This is a genomic window from Bacillus sp. ISL-41, from assembly GCF_018613235.1.
In the GTDB taxonomy this organism is placed as follows: Bacteria; Bacillota; Bacilli; order Bacillales; family Cytobacillaceae; genus Mesobacillus.
The window spans coordinates 44,926-67,851 of record NZ_JAGGQP010000013.1 but is presented as its reverse complement, the minus strand read 5'-3'; the positions used below and the strand labels follow the sequence as shown (position 1 = coordinate 67,851).

Below are 22,926 nucleotides of genomic sequence, written 5' to 3'. Positions count from 1 at the left end.
GTACAGAAATCTAATTTAGTATTAGATTCCCATCTTACTAACTAATACCCCCATTTGATTTTATGAACAAACACCTATTTTTAAATTTTTTCAAAAAAAGTCTACACAATTTTTCAAATTACGTTTATACTGTACTATAACAGGTTAAGTAAAATATAAATTGTACTATAAAAGGAGGAGTTTTATATGATGAGTCCGGTTGAATTTTTTCGTACTTTACCAAAAAAGGTGTGCCCTGAATGTGGTGAGGGAATGCAGGAACAAGCAGAATCATATTTAATGGAATGCGACCGTTGTTTGTCGAAGAAAGAGGAGTAATATGAAAAGGCACCTTCAAGCTGAAAGGTGCCTTTTTACTGAATAGAAAAAAGAAGCTCAATTACGAGCTTCTTTTTTAACATCTTAGGAGACCCAACCAGCATCAGCCCAAAACATTTTTGGAACTATTGAGTTGTATGATCCTCTTACTATAGCCGATGTGTGCTTGTTCCGCATTAAGGGTGTCTTTCAAAAAAGGTTTCCCTGTTTGTATGACGTCCCTTTACAAACACATTTTTCGGTATAATCACCGAGAGACTCATTATTCGCTAGTGTGTTTTCGTCTTTTCTCCAATTAGGTCATGCATCCCTACTGACCACACCATTTGAATGGCAGCTGCTTTGAGGGAAATATTCTCCTAATGACTGTTTCACCTTGAAATTTGTTGACTTCCCTATCAGTTGGCACCTTTCCAAGTATCAAAATTGATACTCTGTTGGTAAAAAGCTTCTTTCCAACGTACACTTACTAATAGGCTGGACTCCTGCTTTTTCCCTTTTGAATTGAACCATCGGAAGGTCAGCAACTTTTTTTGGTTAACTCGTGAATAGGTCCTTTTCCCTTTAGCTGGTGGTACTGACTTTTTGAAGATTAGCTTCAAACACTTTAGGAATAACCACTTTTCGTTCACTACGGAACGAACACAATTGGTTGAGCCTCCTAAGATGTTAATCACTTTCTTTCTACACTTTTATTATACCACCTAATCTGAATGTAAACCCTTTCATTTGTGACAGATTAGTGTCCTTTCCATAATTAAGCACATAATTAATTTCCCAGTATATCCTCAATCTCAATACAAAAACTACACTTATCAGGGGGTGAGAAAATGGACATTCATAAAGATAATTTAAAAAGGGATAAAGATTTACTCAACTCGACATATACTCCAAATCAGCGGTACGTGCCCGGGGGATCAGTTGACGAGCACAGGGATTTTGAAGCGGGAAATATCATTCTGACGGGCGATGAAATAAAACAGCAAAATGAAAATTTATAGCTTGCCGCATATTTAAGTTATGTCCTTGCATGATCAAAATTAGTCCCTCAGTTCCGGATTAAACCATAAACTTGAATAGGTAAAACATAGCCATTTATAGACACAGCGAAAGGGGTATTCAATTGCATTTAATCGATCCGAAAAACTTGAAGTTTGGTGATGAAGTTTTCGTTATCTACCGTAATCCGCATGTACCATCTGTATCTAACATTAAAGCAGGTGAAATTGTCCAGCATCCTAAAGATCCTAACGCGTTCGCCCTATTCCTAAATGATACCTTGCATGTAATTGAAGATGATGATGCTCTCTTTGCTACACAAGAGGCGGCCGAAAATGCATATTTTGATGCAATGGATCCGTATCAGTCTTAGCCATCACCCTTCTTTTTAAGGTTTTAACCGCTTTTCAACGGGTAAATTCAATTACGCAAGCCAATTCAAACTAGGAGGGATGAAGATGAGGGTTTTAACAGCATCTTCTAAGCTCGTCATTGGCTCTGCACTCGAAGGAGGATTTGTCTACCTAAAGAAAGGCACTCTTACCCCCAACAAAGTGATACGACGCGGAAAGCTTTAAATGAGCAAATCCTCTTTCCTTTTAAAAGCACATCCATAAAGGGTGTGCTTTTTTGCAATTTTTAGAAAGTTGAAGGGTTTTACCTTTCTTTACTCGAATTTAGTAAGCAATAAAAATGTTTGGGGTGACTGTATTGCTTCAATTAGAAATTGAACCTGCATTAAAACTTGATGAAACCCGCTTGCAGCCTTCCTACAGAATGGACCTCAGGAGTTTTTCCGAAAGGGAATACAATAAGTTTGTAAAATTGAATACGGTTAATGATTGGAGCCAGCTTCGCTGGAAAGATGCAGGTAGACCATACGAGGTATCATCCTTCGCGCAGGAAAAAAAGGAATGGGAGAAAGTCAATCAACAAAGTCTGCCCGCACACACCTCCTGGCAAATGTTCAACAAGTCGTTTCACGAGTGGTTTGTGAAGGATGTTCCTGCAGAAATGGACAATTCGAAAAAAAATTTTATGGATAGCTTAAAGAGTTTTAAGCTGACTGAAACAAAGTCTGCATTAGGTGAACTGATCAGAATCCACCTATGGAACTACGCTCACCGGATTGAAGACGGAATCTGGGACCCAAGAGGCAAGCGCGCATTGTTCGAAGGACTTGACTTAATAAAGCCAAGAATCCTCTTCCTGGGAGCCGCTGAAGGTTACGAGGCAATGCAGCTGAGTGCCATGTATCCAGGCGGTGACATTGTGTTTGTAGATTATGATCCTTTCTGTAAGGACACGAGGTTTAGGGAATTTCCTGACACTTATCCCTTTCTCGGAACCAATCCCTCGACAGGAGGAAATAAAGTCTATCATAAAAGTGATTTTGAGACTGAATACATCGTGGAGGATATCCGCAACCTTCCTTTCGGCCGTGAATTTGATATCGTCCTTAGTGTCGGGCTGCTTGAGCACTTCCCGGATACTTTAAAAAGCGAAGTCGTTGATTGGCATAAGAAGTTCCTAAAAGAAGGCGGTTATATTATCATGACCACACCCAGAGCTCAGTTAAAATCCAAGCTGTATTATGAAATCATGGCTGATGTCATGAACCATACATACAGAGAACTGATGACCGTCGAGCAGATGGGACTTTATTTATACGAAAACGGTTTGGATATCTTAAGGCATGGCTATATCAAAGTCCATAACGGGATCATCGCACGTCCCAGATAAAAACAGGCCCTTTTTCAAAAGGGCCTGCACATTTTATAGATCCGATCTCTTGACCGGTTCATCTTCGTTATTTGTCTGATTGCCAGTGCTTGAAGTATAGCCTACTCTATAGACAAAATCCTTCTTTTGTTTTAACGCATCCGGCATTTTGTATTGATCTCGATTCGATTGAAATTCACCTTTATGCGACACCTGTACCCCTCACTTCCCGCTTTACTGATAGCCTCTGTTGTTCAGTTCATCTTCCGCTCCGGATGAGCGCTCAATTTTTCCGCCGACTTCCCCTTCTACATAGCTGTCACTAGCCTGCTCATGTGTCATTGCTAGCCCTTTCGAAAGTTCGTCATTTTTATGATAATCCGTTGTATCATACATCCGTCCTGCAATCTCATTACTTTTACCTTTATTATCTCTCATGAAAGTCCCTCCTTTCGTACTTCAATTATTTTTTGATATAAATACTAAATCCATACTTCTGTTTTCAATACTGTAGAACAATAATAAACCCTGCCTTCCATGGGGAAGAACAGGGTTTCGGCAATACTTTAAAACATTAATTTTAGTTTGCAGTAATTTGTTTCGACTGACTTCTTTTTTCATCCTTCATTAACCAGACTGTCAGCAAAACTCCCATTAAAGTCAGTGCAGCAAAAAATAAGTACACCCCATAAATACTGAATTCTTCAAAAATGATGCCGCCGAAGAATGTGAAAAACCAGTTGCCTAAGCCGTTGCCGACTGCCGAGTATATCGTTACGGCTGTTGCCGTAATATGCAGTGGAGTAATATCCCGAATGTACTGCAAACCTGCAGGAATGAACAATCCAAGCGAAAAGCCCTGGATAACAGCTGAGGCGTACACAAGAGATAAGGAAGGTTCTGTAAAATAAAAAAACCATCGAATTAATGAAACGATCGCTGCAATAAAAGCGACCTGAAGCAGCCCAAATTTACGGATCCAGTTTCCTGCAACCCTCATAAATGGAATTTCAGATAACACCGCAATAAGAAAGGCGATACCAATCCCTGTATAAGTGCCTCCCCGGTCCTCCACAAACAGGCTGAAGTAAAAGTTATTGGCCAAATTAGGACCGAAAATCATGAATGTTACTCCGAGGAAAATTAGAAACTTCTTCATCTGCATTAAATCCCTCATGCCAGCGAATAGCCCTATAGGCCGTCCTGATGGTTCTTTGGGCATTTTCATTGAAAAAGCTGCCGAGATTAATAATGTCAGGAAAAAAGCGAAAAATATCACTTGTGGGTTCCACTCGGACAACCGGCCCATTGCAAAGACCGCCAATCCAAATCCCAGTGAACCAAATAATCGGACATTTCCATAATTGACTCCTGCTTTGCTAGTGTACTTTAAGGAAATACTATCTGATAAAGGGATGATGGCACTCTGAAAAATCGCGAGGAGCGTTGCAATGATCAAGAACGAAATAAATCCATCGAAGAAAACATAACCCAAAGCGGCAACACCTGTTATCAAGGTAGTTAAAGTTAGAAGCATATTATGGACATTTTTCATGTCAGCGAGCATTCCCCAAAACGGCTGGAAGAAAATCATAATGACTGGACCAATGGACAGAATGATCCCAATCTGATATCCATTTAAATTTTCAACTTCGCTTAAGTAAACACTTAACAAAGGAAATAAACTGCCTATGCCAAAAAAAACAAAAAGATAAAAGCCTTGCAAAGTAAAGATATTGCGCTTAACGTGCATGTCCATCTGTATCCTCCGTACTGACGAGTTATAAAGCTATATTTTACCACTATTTTAATATAAGAATAGTTCATATTGTTTTATGCATTATAAAAGAATAAATAAAGCGTTTTCATTTCATCTAGGTCATGTTAAAATAATGTTGCTATGTGATCAGACGTCTGCTCACTGTAATAATTCATTAACCATCTTGCCAAAAGAGGCGGTGAAAAACATGAAAGAAATCATCTTAAGCTTAGTTGCTGGTTTAGTAGTAGGAATCCTTTTTAAATTCCTGAAGCTTCCTCTTCCAGCACCTCCAGTTCTTGCAGGTGTACTCGGAATTGTCGGAGTTTATTTAGGCGGAGTTGTTGGAGAATGGATTATTAATTCCTTTAAAGGTTGATCGGTCACTAATGTAGAGGGCTCTTTCTGTAATCCTCACTTCAGGCACTTCATATACTTATTGAATAGACCACGATGCGAATAGGAATACGGCTGCAAAGATCTGCTCAAATTGAACTGCCAATGCAGCGAAAAGCCTAAACAAAAAATCCACGGAAAGTTCCGCGGATTTTTTATTCTTTTACATTCGCTTTAATGCATTTTGTCCATATACTGCCCGGTTTGCAGATTCGCTCTCCTCTTTCGCTGCCCCTTTGGCATTCAGGTATACATAGAGAGTGCCAACGAAAAAGCCTCCGCCTATTATATTTCCCAAGGTCACAGGCATAAGGTTGTACAAACTGCCGGCAATACTGATTGTTTCAGGATGTGGTACGAGAAGCGCGATTGAAAAGAGGACCATATTTGCTACACTGTGCTCGAATCCAGAGACAACAAAAGCAAAGACCAAAAGCATTATGACTCCGATTTTTGCTCCATCTCCTTTTATACTAAATGGAACCCAGACAGCAAGACAAACGAGCCAATTGCACAGGATAGCACGAAAGAACAATTGATAAGCCGGTGTATTCATTTTCATGCTCACAGTTTCCATCATATACTGTGTTTTTTCTGGGGACAAAAATATTCCCGACAGCATAACAAGAATGCCAAAGAAAAATGCTCCCAGTAAATTTCCGGAATAACATGCTATCCAGTTTTCAATGGTATCCTTCCACGTCGTTGCTTTTTTCAAAGAGCTGATTGTCATCATCATTGTGTTGCTTGTGAACAGTTCTCCGCCGCCGTACAAAATCAGGACAAGTGCCAATCCGAAGAAGATCGAGCTGGCGATAGGTGTTGCAGCTGAATGAGCATCAAAAAAATATTCACCCAGCCGGTAAGAGACCATGAGGCCAAAGCCGATATACACACCAGCAAGAGCTGCTCGCAAGAGGTATTTACCCTTTGATTGACTAAGATACTCTTTCTTTTTTAATGCAGTGTTGATGGCTAGTTCCATTGGCTGTTCACTCATTATTAAGACTCCTCTATTTGTGAATAAAATCACATTTTTGCTGATAGATTAATCTTAAACCCGAAATCAGAGTTTGTTAATAGATAACACCATGAACTGTTTATGTCCATTTTCGAAGCGTTTTCATTTGCATTTTGGAGCGTTTTTATGAAGAACAGCCTTTTAACCCTATAAATGAATAGGGGAAATCCCTTAGGTGTTTGACAGAATCCTTCCTTTTACAAGCATTGCAAACGCTAAAAGAGCCCTTTCTGTTAAAAAGGCTCTCTAGCGGAATTCTATAAATAAATTCCCAGGTTTGATTCAAGTATCTTCACGCATAACACTTTCTTGGATATGTTTTTTATCCATTCTATTCAACAGCTTCCGATGGACTTTGGACTCAAAAATAATATTGAAATCATAGTCTTCCGGATAAAGCTCTGACGCAGGCAAGTTCAGCTTTAGGCGTTTATGATTCACCTCGACTTTTCGCTCCCTGACCCGGACGAGGTAATTCCCCTGAATGTCTGGTCCCCTATAAACAACACCCAGTTCCCCAGTGTTTAATACATGAACACTATCACCCATTTCAAACTTTACCACTGGCTTCTTTGAAACCTTAGAACGCTTCTGTCTTTTATGTCTGTTTGCAGTGATTTGCCGCTCTCTTGCTTTCAAGGCAGCAGGATCATCTGCAAATAACGAAGTGTAATCATGCTCTGCTTTGTAGGTTATTTCATGAGCCCGTTCAAGCAGCTTTGGATGAACGCCCAGTTTCAGCGCAATCGCAAAAGCCTGGCTTTCCCCACCCTTTCCGATCCGCAGACGATAAGTTGGCTTAAGTGTATCAAGATTAAATTCCATTGAACCATTCATGAAATCATCATGATTGTCAGCGAAGTCCTTAATCTCGCTGTAGTGCGTTGTCGCAAATATAGTCGCTCCCTTATTGTTCAGGTTCTCAAGAATGGCTGTGGCAAGCCCCATCCCTTCACCCGGATCAGTCCCTGAGCCCAGCTCATCAAGGAGGACAAGCGTCTTGTCATTGGTTTCCTTCAAGATCTCTATTATATTGACAATCCTGGAACTGAAAGTGCTCAGATTTTGCTCAATGCTTTGCCCATCTCCTATATCGACAAGGACTTTATGAAAAATTCCCGCAGTGCTCCCCTCGTCTACCGGCAGAAGCAGACCGCTTTGTGCCATTAATGAAAGCAGCCCTGCTGTCTTGATGGAAACGGTTTTCCCGCCTGTATTCGGTCCAGTAATGATAAGAGCATGATAATCTGTTCCGATTTCAATATTTAACGGAACCGCTTTTTCACCAAGCAGCGGATGGCGCGCTTCATTGAATAAAATGACTGGGTCGTCAATAATGGCAACTTTTTTTGCGTCAATAACCCTGCAATATTTCGCTTTTGCAAACAGGAAGTCATAGTGAACCATCGTCTCCATGGCCATCCGGATCTCCTTTTCTTTCTCCTCAGCCAGACCAGTCAAGGCGAACAGCACTTTCTCCACTTCGGTTTGCTCATCTAGATAAAGCCATTCCATTTGGTCCTGGAATGAGCCAATTTCTTCTGGTTCCATAAAAAGGGTTGAGCCTGATGCCGATGTATCAAGGACCGCTCCTCTTACCTTGCCGCGATATTCCTTCTTTACAGGAACAACATACCTGCCGTTTCTTTGGCTGATGACAGCTTCTTGAAGATATGGTTTTATTTTTGCAGATTTCAACAACTGGTTTAGCCTCTCTTTTAAACGTTCTTCCTGGATTCCTATTTGTTTCCGGACCCTCAATAGTTCCCTGGATGCGTAATCATCAATCTGCCCGTTTCGAATACACCTTTGTATCTCAGCAGCAAGTTCGGGAAGTTCTTCGATTCCATGGACATACGAAGAAACTCTGGGAGCGACATACTCCTTATCCTTCATAAAACGGCGAATCTTGTTGCAAGTCTCCAAGAAGGAAAGCAGCAGCACCAGTTGCTCTGTCCGAAGCGGAATTCCTTTGTTAAATCCCTTAAGCACTGTTTCCATCCCTTCAAGTCCATGGATGGGAACACTGGAACTAATCCTGAGAATTTCAATTGCTTCATAAACTTCCGCCTGCCATGATGTGATCTGCTGCAGATTGGTGGAAGGCTGCATATCCCTTGCTTTTATTCGCCCTGATTCCGTTAAAGCAAACCCGGCGATTTCTTCCTTTATTTTGTCATAACCAAGAACCGTAAATGTTTGTTCGTTCAAGTTAGTTTCCTCCTTTTAAATATAAAAAAGCCGCAATGGAACAAGTCCACAGCGGCTTCTAAAATACCTCGCAGACATGGCTGCGGGCACTCCTTTCCAAAAGAAAAAGCTGTGTACAAGTACACAGCTTCTGCTTACGGATATCAAGCATGCTTTACTATGTTCATTGTTCTTAACATTCAATCCAGCGCATAATTAAATAAACCTATAGCAGGCCTAATAAAAAATCCGGATTGACCGTATGAAATTAACGGTTTAGTTAAGAACGACACCTAACATAAAACATACTCCCTAATATAAAAAAATTATCTTCAACAATAGAATACTTCGATTACACCAGAATAGTCAACCACATTTATCCAATTAAGTTATAAAGTTAGAAACAACCAGTCCAAAACAGATTGTTCACATTTTCTCTATTGACCTATTGTTTATATTTCATTTTAAATTAGGGTTAAACAACGGACGGAAAAGGTGGAGATTGTGTGGCCAGCCAGGAAAATCAAACTAACCTAACTTATGAGATGAGCGAATTAATAAAAGCATCCGAAAAAATCATTAAATTCAAGAAAGGAACTTTTTTATTCCGCGAGGGGCAGGAAGCAAAGGAGATGTATGTTATTCTGTCCGGCAAGGTACAAATCTCAAAAATGAACGCCGAGGGAAAAGAATTGTATTTAAGATTATGTAATAAAAAAGACATTGTAGGTGAACTAACCCTCTTTACAGCAGGCCCTAGATACTTATTCAATGCACGAGTAGTTGAAGATGGTGAAGCAGCAGCTGTAAATATTGAAAATCTGGAACAAGTATTATTCAATAACAGCCAGCTTGCGTACCAATTCCTTAAGTGGATGAATGACCATATCCGAAGAACGATAACTAAATTCCGCGACCTTGTCTTGAACGGTAAAAAAGGAGCGTTGTATTCAACATTGATCAGGCTAAGCAATAGTTATGGCACTAAACAGGAGGATGGCATTCACATCAATGTACCAATCACAAACCAAGATTTAGCTAACTATTGTGGAACCGCGCGGGAAAGCGTCAGCCGCATGCTCGGTGAACTGCGTGATGAAGGAATCATCTCCATACACAAGAAGAGGATCATCATCCATAACCTGGACTACTTAAAACAACAAATCGACTGTGAAAATTGTCCAATCGAGTATTGCAATATTGAGTGATTACGGAAAATGGAAGCAACATAAAGCACAAAGATTCAAGCATGGGTACAATCAGGTTCGAACAATACCCTTATGCTGCCTTTCCACTCCTCATAAGGGCACCGTTCGGGGCGAGCTATGCCCTTATGCAGTCTTCCCGTTCCTCATAAGGGTACCGTTCAGGCCAAGCTATACCCTTATGTTGCTTTTCCTCTCTACAAGATAAAAACCAGCTTTGTTAATCAGGAGCAATCTTGCAATTTATAATATGTATTTTAAAATCTTATCAACTTTCAAGTTTTAGTCCCCTTTGTATTCCCATGGACATTGAAAATGTTTTTACAATTCATTATATCTCATTCATTTTATTTCAAGAATATTCACTGATTTTTTTCGAAAGTGCCATATTAAACATAGTTCACACAATGTCCATATGATTTTCCTTATATTTTTTATATCTTAATAAGGGGGAGGATTGTGTTATGAAAAAAATCTATCTTATCAGTTCATTAATTGTGTTAATAGGCATTACATCGGGAATTTCATTCTTTCTAATCAGGGATGCCAATGCGCAGATTCCAGAGGACATCACGCTCGTAACCATGGATGAAGAACTCTACACTTTTGGAGAAGAAACAGAGACCATCAAACTTGTGGAATTCATCTATACTCATTGTCCTGATATCTGCCCAACGACCACACAAAAAATGAACCTGCTGCGCAAAGACTTGATCGAAGAAGGAGTATATGGGAAGGAAGTTCAGTTTGTTACTGTTACAATTGACCCTTACCGGGATACCCCTGAAGTTTTAAGAAAATACATGGACAATTTCGGACTTGAAAATGATGGGAATTGGATATTCCTTACTGGTGATCAAGCCAACACTCTCGAAGAGCAAAAGAAAATCAAACAGGTTGCCGATACATTCCAATTCCAGTTTCGTGATCCAGGGAATGGCTTCTATGTCCATAGTACATTTACTTACCTGATTGATAAAAACAATAAATTCATAAAAAAATTCCCGATGGGGGAAGATTTCAATAAAGATGAAGTTTTCGATGAAATAATGGATGAGTTATAGACCACGAAAAAAAAGCGGCTGAATGCACCGCTTTTTTTGCTGTTCTATTTAGCTTACATGTTTACTTTTCATTATATCTGTTTTAATACTTCTTGAATGCAGAATCTGTATAATGATAAGCATGTCTATCTCTTAATGCGAATTCACTGTTGTGGGATGTTTCTCAGTTTTTTGCAGGGAGAAAAATTCTGATTTTGGCTTAGTGAAGCTGACTTTTATCCCTGATTCCTTTAGACGGTTAACAAAATCAACCAGCTGCTTTTTAGCCATTTCAAAAACTCCTTTTACCATCTTTATCTATTCTTATTTTACATGAAAAATAAGAAATATGTGTGAAAATGAGCAAAAAAATTGACAGTAGCTATCAAAAATAATCGCAAATTTCCCAATAGACACTCCGTAAACATTGTGATAAATCAGAAACAAATTATCTCATTTAGTTACTACTCTCGCCTTTTCCCATTTTGTTCCCTCTAAAAACACCTTTCAACAAAAAAATGTTCCATTCATTCGCTCATAGCATTTAAACATGTTATAATCTTTGGGATATATATTAATGGAGGCTACTAAATAAATGATTACAGTTCAAAATGTTGGCTTGAGATATGGTGACCGCAAGCTCTTTGAAGATGTTAATATTAAATTCACACCGGGTAATTGCTACGGCCTGATTGGTGCTAATGGCGCCGGCAAATCAACTTTCCTTAAAATCTTATCAGGAGAAATTGAAGCGCAAGCAGGAAATGTATCCATGACACCTGGTGAGCGTATGGCAGTATTGAAGCAGAACCACTTTGAGTACGAAGATGTGGAAGTGTTGAAAGTCGTCATTATGGGACATGCCCGTTTATATGAAGTCATGCAGGAAAAAGATGCCATATACATGAAGGCAGACTTTACAGATGAAGACGGCATGAAGGCCGCCGAGCTTGAAGGTGAGTTTGCTGAGCTTAATGGCTGGGAAGCAGAATCCGAAGCAGCGATTCTTCTTAAAGGCTTAGGAATCGGCGAAGAGCTTCATGATAAAAAAATGGCTGATATCGGCGGAGGAGAAAAAGTGAAGGTCCTTCTTGCACAGGCACTGTTCGGCAAGCCGGATGTTCTCCTTCTTGATGAACCTACTAACCACCTTGATATCGCTGCGATCCAATGGCTGGAAGAATTCTTGATCAACTTCGAGAATACAGTTATTGTTGTATCCCACGACCGTCACTTCCTGAATAAAGTTTGTACCCATATCGCTGACCTTGACTTTGGCAAAATCCAGCTTTATGTCGGCAACTATGATTTCTGGTATGAATCCAGCCAGCTGGCATTAAGAATGCAGTCGGATACAAATCGCAAAAAAGAAGAGAAAATCAAGGAATTGCAAGCGTTCATTGCGCGTTTTAGTGCAAACGCATCTAAATCCAAACAGGCTACTTCCCGTAAAAAACTGCTTGATAAGATTTCTCTGGATGATATCAAACCATCATCCCGTAAATATCCATACGTTGGATTTACTCCCGAACGTGAAATAGGGAATGACTTATTAAGAGTTGACGGAATTACCAAGACAATTGACGGGGTAAAGGTTTTGGATAATATCAGCTTCATTATGAACAAAGATGACAAAATTGCGCTTGTTGGAAAAAACGAAATCGCGATTACGACATTGTTCAAAATCCTTACCGGTGAAATGGAGCCAGACAGTGGAACTTTCAAATGGGGTGTAACGACATCCCAGGCCTATTTCCCTAAAGATAACTCTGAGTTCTTTGAAGGCAGTGACCTGACCCTGGTTGACTGGCTACGCCAATTCTCACCAAAGGATGACAGCGAAAGCTTCCTTCGCGGATTTCTTGGACGTATGCTTTTCTCCGGTGAAGATGTATTGAAAAAAGCAAGTGTACTTTCCGGTGGCGAAAAAGTACGCTGCATGCTGTCAAAAATGATGCTATCTGGAGCAAACGTCCTTCTATTAGATGAGCCTACTAACCACCTGGATCTTGAATCCATCACTGCCCTGAATAATGGCATGATCAATTTTAAAGGTTCAATGATCTTTTCATCCCATGACCACCAGTTCGTTCAAACTGTGGCGAACAGGATTATGGAAATCACTCCTTCAGGGTTGATTGATAAGCAGATGACTTATGATGAATACCTTGAAAATGAAGAACTGCAAAAGCAAATTGCTGAAATGTACGCATAAGTACAATAAGCGCAAGCGCCTCGTTCAGCCCCGACAAGCGCTGGAGGTCCAGACAGTGAAGTCGTTCTTTGACTTCATTGGCAGGACCGAAACCGAAGAGTATAGCCGACTGTCCAGAAACACAGAAACTGGAGACGCCGACAAAGAAGCGTTTTTTGCTTCTGTCGGAGGTGTTGAAGTTTCGGAGTTTCTAGGAGGCGACACTGGACAATTGGAAAAGCGGAGGCGACTGCCCAACTCCGACAAGCGTTGGAGGTCCTGACAGTGAAGTCGCTCTTTGACTTCATTGTCAGGACCGAAACGTCTCGAGGAGTTAGGAGCCGCAGCTAGACAAGCGTCTCGAGGGGTTAGGCGCTGGAACTGGATTAAGACAACTACTTGTAGTTATCCAAACCTAAATGCTTTTATAATTTCCTGGATAATCACAAAAACCCTCGGGAATATCCCCGAGGGTTTCTCTGTTTAAAGCTTGGATCTTATTAACTTTCTTAATCTTTTTTCTGTTTCTTTCTTGAAGAAGCAGCGGTTCTGCTGCCTGTTTCACTCACCGTTGTCCCCTGTCCTTCAACCTGGGATGAATTCAACCCTATTGTCGATGGATCCTTTTTTCTTTTATTGCTCATAAATACCCCTCCACTTTACAAATAGTCTTCTTTAATATTGTCTTGCGAAAAGAATATTTTATACTGCTGACGGACAACTTAGATTAGTGAGGAGGTGTTATTGATGGCAAGAGTAGGTGTAGAACAATCACTAACGAATATTTCTGAAGCCTTGCGTGAAAGAGGCCATGATGTCGTCGAGTTACGCTCAGAAGCTGATGCACAAGGCTGTGACTGCTGTGTTGTAACTGGAATAGACTCAAACGTCATGGGGATGCAGGATGTTTCAACACAAGGATCAGTCATTGAGGCAAACGGACTTTCCGCAGATGAGGTTTGCAGGCAGATTGATCAAAAAACTGGACAGAATCAATAATACTTATGAAACTGCCGGCCAGGCAGTTTTTTCTTTTCCCCCCCTATTTTTCTTTTCCTGCACCTGATTCATGATATTTTCACTAACTTGTGATATTTTCTGTATGTAGGATCAATCTAATTTCGATATAATCAGTTATATCTATTGTATATGTTTAAAAAGGACTGTTTGAAAGGATGTCAGGATTGAGGAAATTACATATTGTTCTTCTCACAGCCCTCTCACTCTACATTTCAGGATGTACAGATGACAGTGAGTCAAGGAAAACGGAGCTGACTATCTCTGCCGCAGCAAGTCTCCGGGAAGTCATGGAAGAAGCTGGGCAACTATATATGGAACAGAATCCGGGAATTAATATTGTCTTCAATTTTGGCGGATCCGGTTCCCTGCAACAGCAAATCTCCCAGGGTGCCCCAGTAGACTTATTTATTTCCGCGGCTGAGGATAAATTCGATTCCTTACTTTCCAAAAAGCTTATAGATCAGCAACACAGCGTTAAACTGCTCAGAAACGAACTTGTAATGATCACACAGAAAGAAAACAAGGAAATCGACTCAGCTGAAGCGCTGACTAGCGCTAATATTGAAAGAATTGCCATGGGCACTGCCGAATCTGTGCCTGCCGGCATGTATACCAAACAAGCATTGCTATCGTTGCAATTATGGGAAAAGCTTGAGCAAAAAGTTATTCCTGCTAAGGACGTACGCCAGGTTCTTTCCTATGTTGAAACAGGTAATGTCGATGCTGGCTTTGTTTATAAAACAGATGCACTGATTTCCGATAAAATCAGGATTATCCCTTTGAATGGAAAAGCACTTCACGATCCTATTGTTTATCCGGTTGGTGTAGTGGCAGGGACTGAGCATCCTAATGAGTCCATCGACTTTTTCAACTTCCTAAATGGACAAGAAGCAATGAACATTTTTAAAAAATATGGCTTTAAAGCAGCATTGGAATGATTTTTATGAGCAGTGATTTCTGGAGTCCGATTAAACTTTCCCTAGAGGTTGCTTCAGTGTCGGTAGTATTCGTGTTCTTATTTGGCATATTTGCTGCAAGATTTATGGCAAGAAGGCGTTTCATTGGCAAAACAGCTGTAGAGACCCTGTTGACATTGCCTTTAGTACTCCCTCCTACTGTAGTGGGATTTCTATTGATTGTCGTCTTTGGCATAAATAGTCCAATCGGAAGATTTATTGAACATGTTTTTGGCAGTCCCCTTATCTTTAGCTGGTGGGCAGCAGTTATTGCTGCATCTGTCGTTGCGTTTCCATTGATGTATCAATCAGCCAAGACAGGATTTCTGTCAATTGATCCTGGATCAGAGGAAGCAGCGAGAGTAGATGGAGCAAATGAGTGGAAGGTTTTTTTATATGTTACTCTGCCCCTATCAGCAAAAACATTGATTACCGGGCTAATTTTAAGCTTTGCCAGGGCCCTTGGGGAATTCGGCGCAACCCTTATGTTTGCCGGAAACTTGCCCGGGAAGACTCAGACCGCCCCAACAGCAATCTATGTAGCGCTTGAGTCTGGAAATATGCAGACAGCCTGGCTATGGGTAATTGCCATGGTGGGAATATCGTTCCTTATGCTCCTTTCGACTTCATTATTAAAACAATAAATGATGCATACCTATAACGCTGGGTTAACGAATAGATATACCCCCTGATTGAAAAGTTTCCAACCCCTTCAAATCGTATAGAAAAAGCCATGGACCTACCATGGCTTCTTTGCATTCTATTAGACTATAAAGTGGTATATTTTGAAAAAAAGGTTATATTACAAACTATTAACCCTCTAATCAAAGGTTACAACGAGGTTAATAGGTTCGCCGATTTTCTTTTTGTCCTTATCAACCAGGTCGCCTGAGAGGATTTCCACTTTCTCAAGGTTTTCAAGCTCCTCCACGATAAACCCGAGATTCCCTTGCTTCTTTTGTCCTGATAAAATCTCTCCATGTAATTCTTCCAAGTAAAAATCGTCTTCCCATGTCTTGTGGATACTATCATTGATATTAACCATTGCCACAGGCCCAAAATGATAGCTTCCACTGGAATGATTTTTTACTTCTACGCCAATTTTCACAAAATCAAATTCTTCATCATGTGTATACGGATGGAAGAAATCGATCAGGCTGTAATCAGGAATAAAGTGCATCAACTTAATATCTTTAACCTTATATTCAATCCCATTATGATTGAATGTTTTATTGACTTCTTTTACCGCCTTAAGTGTTAATTCTCCTTTAACGTCAATCAAAGATTCCCCTGCTTTAGTCAGTTCCCTGTCATCCGTAACTTGTGGATTCGGTACGTACACTTCAGTATTTTTCTTCATTGGTTTCTCTGCAACAGCTTCAACAGGATTCTTCTCTTCATTTGAATCAGCCTGTGCCAATGAACAGCCTGTCAGCAGTGAAACAGCCAGCATCAACTGCAAATGTTTTTTCATTTTGAAAACCCCTTTTCAGTAAATCTCCCGCAGATCCGGGGTTCCGCGGGAGATTTTCAAATTCATTACTTTCTTTTGCCATTTGCAAGGATATCAAAAATGTTTTTCGCATTGTCAGTATTGTCAATCTGGCCGTAGAAGCGCTCTTTCCCAGGACCGAATGCATATACAGGTACATCTTCACCAGTGTGTCCGCCTGTTGTCCAGCCAGTGTGGGAACGTTTATCGAAGATCTGTTCAATAGCGTTGTCAATGTCTCTGGCTTTCTTTGTTTGAGTTGCGTCTTTTACGGACTGAATTTCTTCCGCAGTCAACTCAGGAAGACCGACAGATTTAAAGTCAATATATTTCTTTAATGTTTGTTCTGCATCAGCACCGTTAGCAATTTCGGCAGCCATGAAATCCGGCGTGCGTTTTGCAGCTTTGATTGGCGCTCCAAACCAGTTATAGATTCCATCTGCACCAATTGAATATCCGCCAGTTGAATGGTCAGCAGTCGCCACAACTAATGTGTGTTTGTCTTTCTTGGCAAATTCGATAGCTGCTTTGTATGCCTTCTCGAAATCTTCCATTTCGCTCATGGCAGCAACAATATCGTTGTCATGTCCAGCCCAGTCGACCTGGCTGCCTTCTACCATCAGGAAGAAACCATCCTTATCCTTATTCAGGTGCTGTATTGCTGATTTTGTCATTTCTTCAAGGGATGGAGTTTCTTGATTGCGATCGATCATCTTGTCCATTCCACCTGGTGCAAATAGGCCAAGTACCTTTTCGTTTTTGTTATTTAGCAAGTCCTGCTTATTCGTTACATAGCTAAAGCCATCTTTCTGGAATTCCTTTGCAAGGTTCCTGTCATTACGAACAAAGTTACTTAATCCCCCGCCAAGCATTACATCGATTTTATGCTCGCCATTAACCAATTCATCATAATAATCATCAGCAATCGCATTCATATTCTTTCGGCTTTCATCATGTGCTCCAAAAGAAGCTGGGGTGGCATGCGTAATTTCAGAAGTAGCTACAAGGCCTGTAGCTTTGCCGTTTTCCTTGGCAGCTTCCAAAACTGTCTTTACTTCTGTTCCGTCATTGTCTACTGCAATTGCATTATTGTAAGTTTTAATCCCTGCTGACATCGCTGTTGCAGCTGAAGCGGAATCAGTTACGTTTTGTTCGGGATCTTCTGGATAAGTCATCTGGCTGCCTACTAGGTATTTGTCAAATTCAGTCTTCTCAGCTTCTACTGTTTCAGGATTGTCCTTCAAGTAGCGGTATGCTGAAGTATAGGAAACTCCCATCCCATCACCAATCAAGAAAATAACATTCTTGATTTTCGCAGAGTTCTCTTTTGCCTCATTTTTCGCATCTGCGTTGAAAGTACCTGCTAAGCTTCCGAACGCTACAGTTGAAAGAACAGCAATCGGAAGAATCTTCTTTTTAAAATTTGCTTTAATCATGTCAAGACCTCCAGAAAAGTTATTTACTACGCCTTTTAATATAATGGGAATCTATTAATCTCTTATTAATTGAATGTAAAAAAACATTGAGTTTTTGTTAAAGCCCTCTCACTTGAGAAAATAAAAAAGCAGGTGATTGCTCACCTGCTTCGAAACCTTCTGCTCTTTTTTTGTTTTCGATTGGCCATCCACACTCCAGCGGCCGCCACTAGCACTACTACTGCTATTAAGGTATTGACAGAAAGCACTCCGCTTTGTTCCGGCTCTGGTGCGGCCTCCTTTTTCACTTCAGGTTTTTTTCCAATCAGGGGTTTAAGTTCGATAGACTGGATTATTTCCCCACCCTTATTATAAATCTTTAAAATTCCATCTTTGTCCACGACTCTCTTGCCATTTTCAACCGGTTCAGTAAAAAGGAGATTTTCACTTGCTTTGAACTTCAGATTACCACTTGCGAAAGTTTCCCCTTTTTTGATTTGAGAGGACTTAAAAGCAGCGAAACCATAGTCGAATAACTTGGCAGTATCCTCATAGATTTTCCGTTTGTATTCTGATTTCAGCAGGATGGCCGTCAATTTCAACTGGCCGTTATCAGCTGTGGTGGCAAGCGTTTGTTTTGACTGGTCTACAAAGCCTGTCTTACCCCCTGTTATTCCTTCATATGGTATTTCACCTTTTAGCATACGATGGTGGGAGTGAATGGTTGTATCCCATGACTCACCATCCCAATCCACTTGCTTAGTGCCAAAAATCTCCCGAAAATCCTGATTGTTCATCGCATAGTTTAAGATTAAGCCAAGGTCCCTGGCTGTTGTATAATGATTTTCATCGAACAAACCATGTGGGTTGACAAAATGAGTATCCTCTACCCCGATATTTGTCTCCAGGAACTGATTAATCTTTTTTGAATAGCTCTCCGTCGATCCATCCAGATGGATGGCAATCGCCAATGCAGCGTCATTTCCTGAATTAATAAGCATACCCTGGATCAGCTTTCTTAATGAAACCTGTTCTCCCGGGTTGAGATAAACCCTTGTTCCATCGATATTCTCTATTTCCTCACTTACTATGACTAGCTCATCAAGATCGGCTGTTTCCATTGCATAGATGGCCGTAGCAATCTTCGTCAAGCTCGCAGGATACATCTTTGTTTCTTCATTTTTCCCGAATAATACCGCACCCGTCTCCGTGTCCATCAAAACGGCGGCTTCAGAAGTTAAAACAGGATCATCTGCCTCTGCATTAACTATTCCGGCAGAAAGATACACGCTCATTAATAACAACATAAACAGGGCCAAAAACTTCCTCATCATACCACTTCCAGTATCCTAATCTCTCCCCTTATTTTAGCAGAATCCTGTCGAAAGATGTTTAGTGTTATTATTTTTTAATTAAAATGGAATAAACTGAAAAGATTGTAAACGTAAAAAACTCCGGGCCTTCTTCTTTTTACCAGTGGCTTACTGGGGCAGAGGAATGGAAGATTTTCAGGAAATACCTCCCCCTGAAAAAACAGGTCACCAATAAAATTTATCGGTGACCTAATTGTAACTATAATTCATTACCATTGACTGAGTTCTCCCTCAATTGCCTCCGTTGAAAACGATATTTTCCAGATAGGAAATATAGACGTCATCCCTGGCTAGAGCGGCTCCATACTCCCTTTTTACAAATCGTTCAGCTAATTCAAAAGCGTCAAAGGGTCCGTGCCGTTCCTTACTCTCCTGTTGAACGAAATATCGGGTACCATCCGTATAAATCAGATAAAAGTCACGGTCGCGATTTTCATATAGACATCCATTTTTGTTGTCCTTTAAATTATAAGTATTTCTAAAGGCGTCCGGCTTGATTGGATCCAGCGGAAAAGCCTGCTCAATATAGCGATTATATGCCTCTTTGTTCATGGAGCATCCAGATGCTTTAGCGTGTCCGCCCCCGCCAAATTCGCCCGCGACAGCAGAGACATCCACGTCATCATGGATTGTCCTGAAGCTTATTTTCTTTCCGCCTAAATTCAAAATCGCTATATAATCCAAATGTGGATATTCCTTGCCAAGCTCGTTCCCCAATTCCGAATGATAGGATTCCGCGTGAACGACACCTCCAAATAAACCATCTGTTTCAATTTGGATAATTTCGCGTTTTTTCCTCCTGATGTATCGCTCTATTTTATCCTCTTCCATCTCAAGCAGTTTTTTTTCAAAATCATCATAATCAAAACGATCTCCAGATGTCAGACGAGGTACCATCCGCTCTTCAAATTCTTCTATCGAAACCATAAAAAACAGGTCGTTCAAATTCTTTGCTTTATAATTCTTAAGGATGTCCCAGTCCCAGGTATCATATTGCCTGACAAGCTCAACAAACTCATCTAGAGATCCATTTTTAACTAGATGGTTTTCCTGGACTAAATAGTCATATACGAGTGATGCTGCGCTAGTCAGCGTCCCGGATTCATCCTCCACTTTTACCCTGCCCCAGCTGTATTCATTAAAATGCATTGCAGTTTTATGGTGGTCAATCAGCTTTGCCTTTCCACCTTCATTAACAAACTGATTGATTTTTTCAGTGTTCTCATGGTTAACAGATAAATCGGTTATGTAAAGGTGGTCCTCCTTTTTCATGCGATCATTCATTCTGTCAAAATATTTCTCCACCTGGAAGTTAAGTCCAGAGACAGAATTATAACGGACATCGGCTTTTTCACCGAACGCAAGCCTGAATAAAATCCCGCATGCCACTCCATCTAAGTCATTATGCGTAAATAAACGGTACATACTTTCCTCCTTGGTTTGTATCTAATCTAATCTATAGTTTGTTGTTGCCCAGTTAATCTATACAAGAGAAATTCAAAAAAAATAGACAAGTTCAGCAAGGGGACGAGCATAGATATTTAAAGAGGATAGTAAGGAGGTGAAAACATGCATTTCTTTGTGTTTAAAAGAAGAACATTATATTTTTTTGGACTAATCGTATTTATTGCCATCGTCGGTACCCTATGGTTGAGCCTAAAGCCTGATGCCACTCCGGCAATTGGCGGACAGAATGAACAAATCCGCGAAATTCATATGGTGACAGGCGAGTTCAAATCTACTACAGATGATGGCAAGGAAATTGAAGCATACCGATGGGACCCAGGAACAATCTTTTTGGAAAAAGGGGAAAAGGTTCGTTTGAAGATCCTGGGGGTCAACGGAAAAGAACATCCCTTCATCATTGAAGGAACCGATATTAAAGGCGTAGTGAAAAAAGGGGAAGAAACAGTCGTCCCTTTACAATTTGAAAAAGAAGGGACATACAGGCTCATTTGTCTGACTCATCCTTCAGCTGAGCATAACGGACCCATGATCGCCTATATCGTCGTCGATTAATCCAAAAGGAGAACAGGATATTGCATCCTGTTTCAGACTGTAGACAAACTCGATGGAAATCGAGCTTGTCTACAGTCTTTTTGTTTGGTGGAAAATTGGGGGCTGTTGATTTCCGTTCCAGGCGCTTCGCTTTCCGCGGGGCCGGCGGTGAGCCTCCTCGCCGCCGTTGGCGTCTGCGGGGTCTCACCTGTCCAGCTGATCCCGCAGGAGTCTACGCGCCTTCCACTCCAATCAACAGGACTTCTAAATTTAGCGTGGAACTACAACGTAGTCTATTTTAAAATAGATACATATAACGCTTGAGGTGATAATGATGCTTACGAAGAACAATCCAATCCAACGAGACCAATTAGAAATGGTTGCTTTAGACCAGCTTGTTCCTCCGGAACATTTAGTCCGCAAGATGGAAGCAGCCCTTGATTTTTCTTTCATTTACGACTTGGTGAAGGATGTGTATTCGGAAGTTGGTCGCCCAAGCATTGACCCTGTGATTTTAATAAAACTCACCTTCATTCAATATACCTTTGGCATCCGTTCCATGCGGCAGACTATTGCCGAAGTAGAAACGAATATGGCCTATCGCTGGTTCTTAGGTTATGGATTCCATGATAAAGTGCCTCACTTCTCCACCTTCGGGAAGAATTACGAACGCCGTTTTAAAGAAACCGATTTGTTTGAGCAGATTTTCTATCGAATCCTTAAGACTGCAGCTGAAAAGAAACTCATCAGTGCCGAACACGTCTTTATTGATTCAACTCACGTAAAAGCCAGTGCGAATAAGCATAAATTTGAGAAGAAAGTGGTTCGAAAGGAAACACGGGCGTATCAAGAGAAACTCCAGGAAGAAATCAATCAGGATCGGGAAGACCATGGGAAGAAGCCTTTTCCTCCTGATAAGTTCGACAAGGAAGAATCGAAAGAAATCAAGGAAAGCACGACCGATCCGGAGAGTGGTTACTACGTCAAGGACGAGCGGACAAAACAGTTTGCCTACTCCTTTCATGCCGCATCAGACCGTAACGGATTTGTCCTGGGGACAATTGTGACACCTGGAAATACGCATGACAGCCTGATCCTTGAGCCACTGGTAGAACAAGTGATAGAGAAAGTAGGAAAGCCTAATGGCGTTGCGGCCGACGCAGCCTATAAAACTCCAGCTATTACGAAGTTTCTGATAGAAAACGAAATGACCCCAGCTCTGCCTTATACCAGACCGCGGACGAAGGATGGCTTTTTTCGCAAATATGACTATGTATATGACGAATTCTACGACTGTTATTTGTGTCCTGCCGGTGAGATCCTGAAGTATTCGACCACCACAAAAGAGGGATATCGTGAATATAAATCCCCAAAAAACATCTGTGCAACCTGCCCGTTTTTAGCGCAATGTACTGAAAGCAAAGACCACCAAAAGGTGGTAACACGCCATATCTGGCAGGAGTATGTGGAAGAAGCGGACCACTTGAGGCATAAGCAAGAAGTAAAAGAAATCTATGCGAAGCGCAAAGAAACCATAGAGCGCGTATTCGCAGATGCAAAAGAAAAGCATGGCATGCGTTGGACAACCCTGAGGGGACTTAAAAAATTGTCGATGCAGGCGATGCTTACTTTCGCTGCCCTAAACCTGAAGAAGATAGCCAACTGGACTTGGAGAAGTCCAGTAATGGCCTAAAAGTATAGCGAAGAGAGTTTATTTTCCTTTGAAAAATCAGATGAAATCCCAAAAGGGGTTCGGAATGAGAACATTCCGAACCCCTTTTGTCGACAAACTGGAACAGGATATTGCATCCTGTTTTTTTTTTGG

At 40.8% G+C, this 22,926-nt stretch carries 25 protein-coding genes; 14 read left to right on the top strand and 11 right to left on the bottom strand.

Annotation, left to right across the window (positions count from 1 at the left end):
- The first annotated feature begins 186 nt into the window (after positions 1-186).
- The 4 genes from yhfH to J7I80_RS06325 all read left to right on the top strand — a co-directional run bounded on the left by yhfH (position 187) and on the right by J7I80_RS06325 (position 3,060).
- Positions 187-318: a protein YhfH gene (yhfH, locus tag J7I80_RS06340; RefSeq protein ID WP_214736707.1), complete on the top strand. Its 132-nt coding sequence runs from the start codon at positions 187-189 to the stop codon at positions 316-318.
- An 830-nt stretch (positions 319-1,148) separates the two neighbouring features.
- On the top strand, positions 1,149-1,319 hold the full coding sequence (locus J7I80_RS06335; protein WP_214736705.1) for a hypothetical protein: 171 nt from the start codon (positions 1,149-1,151) through the stop codon (positions 1,317-1,319).
- A gap of 122 nt (positions 1,320-1,441) precedes the next feature.
- A complete protein-coding gene (locus J7I80_RS06330) occupies positions 1,442-1,690 on the top strand; it encodes a transcriptional regulator SplA domain-containing protein (protein ID WP_214736703.1) in 249 nt (82 codons plus the stop codon).
- A 338-nt stretch (positions 1,691-2,028) separates the two neighbouring features.
- Positions 2,029-3,060, top strand: a complete 1,032-nt coding sequence (locus J7I80_RS06325; RefSeq protein WP_214736701.1) for a class I SAM-dependent methyltransferase — start codon at positions 2,029-2,031, stop codon at positions 3,058-3,060.
- A gap of 33 nt (positions 3,061-3,093) precedes the next feature.
- Here J7I80_RS06325 and J7I80_RS06320 read toward each other — a convergent pair whose 3' ends face one another.
- The 3 genes from J7I80_RS06320 to J7I80_RS06310 form a co-directional block, all read right to left on the bottom strand.
- Positions 3,094-3,252 (bottom strand): hypothetical protein, encoded by a 159-nt coding sequence (locus J7I80_RS06320; protein WP_214736795.1) that lies wholly within the window; start codon positions 3,250-3,252, stop codon positions 3,094-3,096.
- A gap of 21 nt (positions 3,253-3,273) precedes the next feature.
- The gene (locus J7I80_RS06315) at positions 3,274-3,477 is read right to left on the bottom strand and encodes a DUF4025 domain-containing protein (RefSeq protein ID WP_214736699.1); all 204 of its coding nucleotides are present in this window, start codon (positions 3,475-3,477) and stop codon (positions 3,274-3,276) included.
- 142 nt (positions 3,478-3,619) lie between these two features.
- Positions 3,620-4,798, bottom strand: a complete 1,179-nt coding sequence (locus J7I80_RS06310) for an MFS transporter (protein WP_214736697.1) — start codon at positions 4,796-4,798, stop codon at positions 3,620-3,622.
- 208 nt (positions 4,799-5,006) lie between these two features.
- Here J7I80_RS06310 and J7I80_RS06305 point away from each other — a divergent pair, with 208 nt between their 5' ends.
- A complete protein-coding gene (locus J7I80_RS06305) occupies positions 5,007-5,177 on the top strand; it encodes a XapX domain-containing protein (protein WP_214736695.1) in 171 nt (56 codons plus the stop codon).
- Between the two features lie 180 nt (positions 5,178-5,357).
- On the opposite strand, the gene J7I80_RS06300 is transcribed toward J7I80_RS06305, so the two are convergent.
- On the bottom strand, positions 5,358-6,194 hold the full coding sequence (locus J7I80_RS06300) for a formate/nitrite transporter family protein (RefSeq protein WP_214736693.1): 837 nt from the start codon (positions 6,192-6,194) through the stop codon (positions 5,358-5,360).
- A 303-nt stretch (positions 6,195-6,497) separates the two neighbouring features.
- Entirely contained in the window at positions 6,498-8,426 is a 1,929-nt protein-coding gene (locus J7I80_RS06295) for an endonuclease MutS2 (protein ID WP_214736691.1), read from the bottom strand.
- A gap of 524 nt (positions 8,427-8,950) precedes the next feature.
- Between J7I80_RS06295 and J7I80_RS06290 the strand changes: the two genes are divergently transcribed.
- Together J7I80_RS06290 and J7I80_RS06285 are read left to right on the top strand one after the other, a co-directional pair.
- On the top strand, positions 8,951-9,613 hold the full coding sequence (locus J7I80_RS06290) for a Crp/Fnr family transcriptional regulator (protein ID WP_214736793.1): 663 nt from the start codon (positions 8,951-8,953) through the stop codon (positions 9,611-9,613).
- A gap of 461 nt (positions 9,614-10,074) precedes the next feature.
- Positions 10,075-10,674, top strand: a complete 600-nt coding sequence (locus J7I80_RS06285) for an SCO family protein (protein WP_214736688.1) — start codon at positions 10,075-10,077, stop codon at positions 10,672-10,674.
- A 132-nt stretch (positions 10,675-10,806) separates the two neighbouring features.
- On the opposite strand, the gene J7I80_RS06280 is transcribed toward J7I80_RS06285, so the two are convergent.
- Entirely contained in the window at positions 10,807-10,944 is a 138-nt protein-coding gene (locus J7I80_RS06280) for a hypothetical protein (RefSeq protein WP_023627787.1), read from the bottom strand.
- Positions 10,945-11,248: 304 nt separating this feature from the next.
- On the opposite strand from J7I80_RS06280, the gene J7I80_RS06275 reads away from it, so the two are divergent.
- Positions 11,249-12,868 (top strand): ABC-F family ATP-binding cassette domain-containing protein, encoded by a 1,620-nt coding sequence (locus tag J7I80_RS06275; RefSeq protein WP_214736686.1) that lies wholly within the window; start codon positions 11,249-11,251, stop codon positions 12,866-12,868.
- 55 nt (positions 12,869-12,923) lie between these two features.
- A complete protein-coding gene (locus tag J7I80_RS06270) occupies positions 12,924-13,130 on the top strand; it encodes a hypothetical protein (protein WP_214736684.1) in 207 nt (68 codons plus the stop codon).
- A gap of 226 nt (positions 13,131-13,356) precedes the next feature.
- Here J7I80_RS06270 and J7I80_RS06265 read toward each other — a convergent pair whose 3' ends face one another.
- A complete protein-coding gene (locus tag J7I80_RS06265; protein WP_192471704.1) occupies positions 13,357-13,491 on the bottom strand; it encodes a YuzL family protein in 135 nt (44 codons plus the stop codon).
- Positions 13,492-13,594: 103 nt separating this feature from the next.
- On the opposite strand from J7I80_RS06265, the gene J7I80_RS06260 reads away from it, so the two are divergent.
- From J7I80_RS06260 to modB, 3 genes are all read left to right on the top strand, one after another.
- A complete protein-coding gene (locus J7I80_RS06260) occupies positions 13,595-13,846 on the top strand; it encodes a YkuS family protein (protein ID WP_192471703.1) in 252 nt (83 codons plus the stop codon).
- Positions 13,847-14,022: 176 nt separating this feature from the next.
- Positions 14,023-14,805: a molybdate ABC transporter substrate-binding protein gene (gene modA, locus J7I80_RS06255; RefSeq protein ID WP_214736683.1), complete on the top strand. Its 783-nt coding sequence runs from the start codon at positions 14,023-14,025 to the stop codon at positions 14,803-14,805.
- 5 nt (positions 14,806-14,810) lie between these two features.
- Positions 14,811-15,467 (top strand): molybdate ABC transporter permease subunit, encoded by a 657-nt coding sequence (modB, locus tag J7I80_RS06250; RefSeq protein ID WP_214736682.1) that lies wholly within the window; start codon positions 14,811-14,813, stop codon positions 15,465-15,467.
- A 176-nt stretch (positions 15,468-15,643) separates the two neighbouring features.
- On the opposite strand, the gene J7I80_RS06245 is transcribed toward modB, so the two are convergent.
- From J7I80_RS06245 to J7I80_RS06230, 4 genes are all read right to left on the bottom strand, one after another.
- Entirely contained in the window at positions 15,644-16,297 is a 654-nt protein-coding gene (locus J7I80_RS06245) for a DUF4352 domain-containing protein (protein WP_214736681.1), read from the bottom strand.
- A 65-nt stretch (positions 16,298-16,362) separates the two neighbouring features.
- Positions 16,363-17,751 carry an alkaline phosphatase gene (locus J7I80_RS06240; protein ID WP_214736680.1) on the bottom strand — a complete coding sequence of 463 codons (1,389 nt, stop codon included), beginning with the start codon at positions 17,749-17,751 and terminating at the stop codon, positions 16,363-16,365.
- A gap of 140 nt (positions 17,752-17,891) precedes the next feature.
- Positions 17,892-19,061, bottom strand: coding sequence for a D-alanyl-D-alanine carboxypeptidase family protein (locus J7I80_RS06235; protein ID WP_251027630.1), 1,170 nt, complete (start codon positions 19,059-19,061; stop codon positions 17,892-17,894).
- Positions 19,062-19,334: 273 nt separating this feature from the next.
- Positions 19,335-20,528 (bottom strand): DHH family phosphoesterase, encoded by a 1,194-nt coding sequence (locus J7I80_RS06230; protein ID WP_214736677.1) that lies wholly within the window; start codon positions 20,526-20,528, stop codon positions 19,335-19,337.
- Between the two features lie 144 nt (positions 20,529-20,672).
- Here J7I80_RS06230 and J7I80_RS06225 point away from each other — a divergent pair, with 144 nt between their 5' ends.
- Positions 20,673-21,122 carry a cupredoxin domain-containing protein gene (locus J7I80_RS06225; RefSeq protein WP_214736675.1) on the top strand — a complete coding sequence of 150 codons (450 nt, stop codon included), beginning with the start codon at positions 20,673-20,675 and terminating at the stop codon, positions 21,120-21,122.
- A 313-nt stretch (positions 21,123-21,435) separates the two neighbouring features.
- A complete protein-coding gene (locus J7I80_RS06220; RefSeq protein WP_214736673.1) occupies positions 21,436-22,794 on the top strand; it encodes an IS1182 family transposase in 1,359 nt (452 codons plus the stop codon).
- Positions 22,795-22,926: the final 132 nt, after the last annotated feature.

What these genes read in the sequence shown, in the direction of transcription:
- J7I80_RS06230 (WP_214736677.1), bottom strand. Translation starts at nt 20,528, where the DNA reads ATGTACCGTTTATTTACGCATAATGACTTAGATGGAGTGGCATGCGGG.
- J7I80_RS06245 (WP_214736681.1), bottom strand. Translation starts at nt 16,297, where the DNA reads ATGAAAAAACATTTGCAGTTGATGCTGGCTGTTTCACTGCTGACAGGC.
- J7I80_RS06225 (WP_214736675.1), top strand. Translation starts at nt 20,673, where the DNA reads ATGCATTTCTTTGTGTTTAAAAGAAGAACATTATATTTTTTTGGACTA.
- J7I80_RS06290 (WP_214736793.1), top strand. Translation starts at nt 8,951, where the DNA reads ATGAGCGAATTAATAAAAGCATCCGAAAAAATCATTAAATTCAAGAAA.
- J7I80_RS06275 (WP_214736686.1), top strand. Translation starts at nt 11,249, where the DNA reads ATGATTACAGTTCAAAATGTTGGCTTGAGATATGGTGACCGCAAGCTC.
- J7I80_RS06240 (WP_214736680.1), bottom strand. Translation starts at nt 17,751, where the DNA reads ATGATTAAAGCAAATTTTAAAAAGAAGATTCTTCCGATTGCTGTTCTT.
- J7I80_RS06300 (WP_214736693.1), bottom strand. Translation starts at nt 6,194, where the DNA reads ATGAGTGAACAGCCAATGGAACTAGCCATCAACACTGCATTAAAAAAG.
- yhfH (WP_214736707.1), top strand. Translation starts at nt 187, where the DNA reads ATGATGAGTCCGGTTGAATTTTTTCGTACTTTACCAAAAAAGGTGTGC.
- J7I80_RS06260 (WP_192471703.1), top strand. Translation starts at nt 13,595, where the DNA reads ATGGCAAGAGTAGGTGTAGAACAATCACTAACGAATATTTCTGAAGCC.
- J7I80_RS06220 (WP_214736673.1), top strand. Translation starts at nt 21,436, where the DNA reads ATGCTTACGAAGAACAATCCAATCCAACGAGACCAATTAGAAATGGTT.
- J7I80_RS06285 (WP_214736688.1), top strand. Translation starts at nt 10,075, where the DNA reads ATGAAAAAAATCTATCTTATCAGTTCATTAATTGTGTTAATAGGCATT.
- J7I80_RS06305 (WP_214736695.1), top strand. Translation starts at nt 5,007, where the DNA reads ATGAAAGAAATCATCTTAAGCTTAGTTGCTGGTTTAGTAGTAGGAATC.
- modB (WP_214736682.1), top strand. Translation starts at nt 14,811, where the DNA reads ATGAGCAGTGATTTCTGGAGTCCGATTAAACTTTCCCTAGAGGTTGCT.
- modA (WP_214736683.1), top strand. Translation starts at nt 14,023, where the DNA reads ATGTCAGGATTGAGGAAATTACATATTGTTCTTCTCACAGCCCTCTCA.
- J7I80_RS06280 (WP_023627787.1), bottom strand. Translation starts at nt 10,944, where the DNA reads ATGGCTAAAAAGCAGCTGGTTGATTTTGTTAACCGTCTAAAGGAATCA.
- J7I80_RS06310 (WP_214736697.1), bottom strand. Translation starts at nt 4,798, where the DNA reads ATGGACATGCACGTTAAGCGCAATATCTTTACTTTGCAAGGCTTTTAT.
- J7I80_RS06315 (WP_214736699.1), bottom strand. Translation starts at nt 3,477, where the DNA reads ATGAGAGATAATAAAGGTAAAAGTAATGAGATTGCAGGACGGATGTAT.
- J7I80_RS06235 (WP_251027630.1), bottom strand. Translation starts at nt 19,061, where the DNA reads ATGAGGAAGTTTTTGGCCCTGTTTATGTTGTTATTAATGAGCGTGTAT.
- J7I80_RS06335 (WP_214736705.1), top strand. Translation starts at nt 1,149, where the DNA reads ATGGACATTCATAAAGATAATTTAAAAAGGGATAAAGATTTACTCAAC.
- J7I80_RS06265 (WP_192471704.1), bottom strand. Translation starts at nt 13,491, where the DNA reads ATGAGCAATAAAAGAAAAAAGGATCCATCGACAATAGGGTTGAATTCA.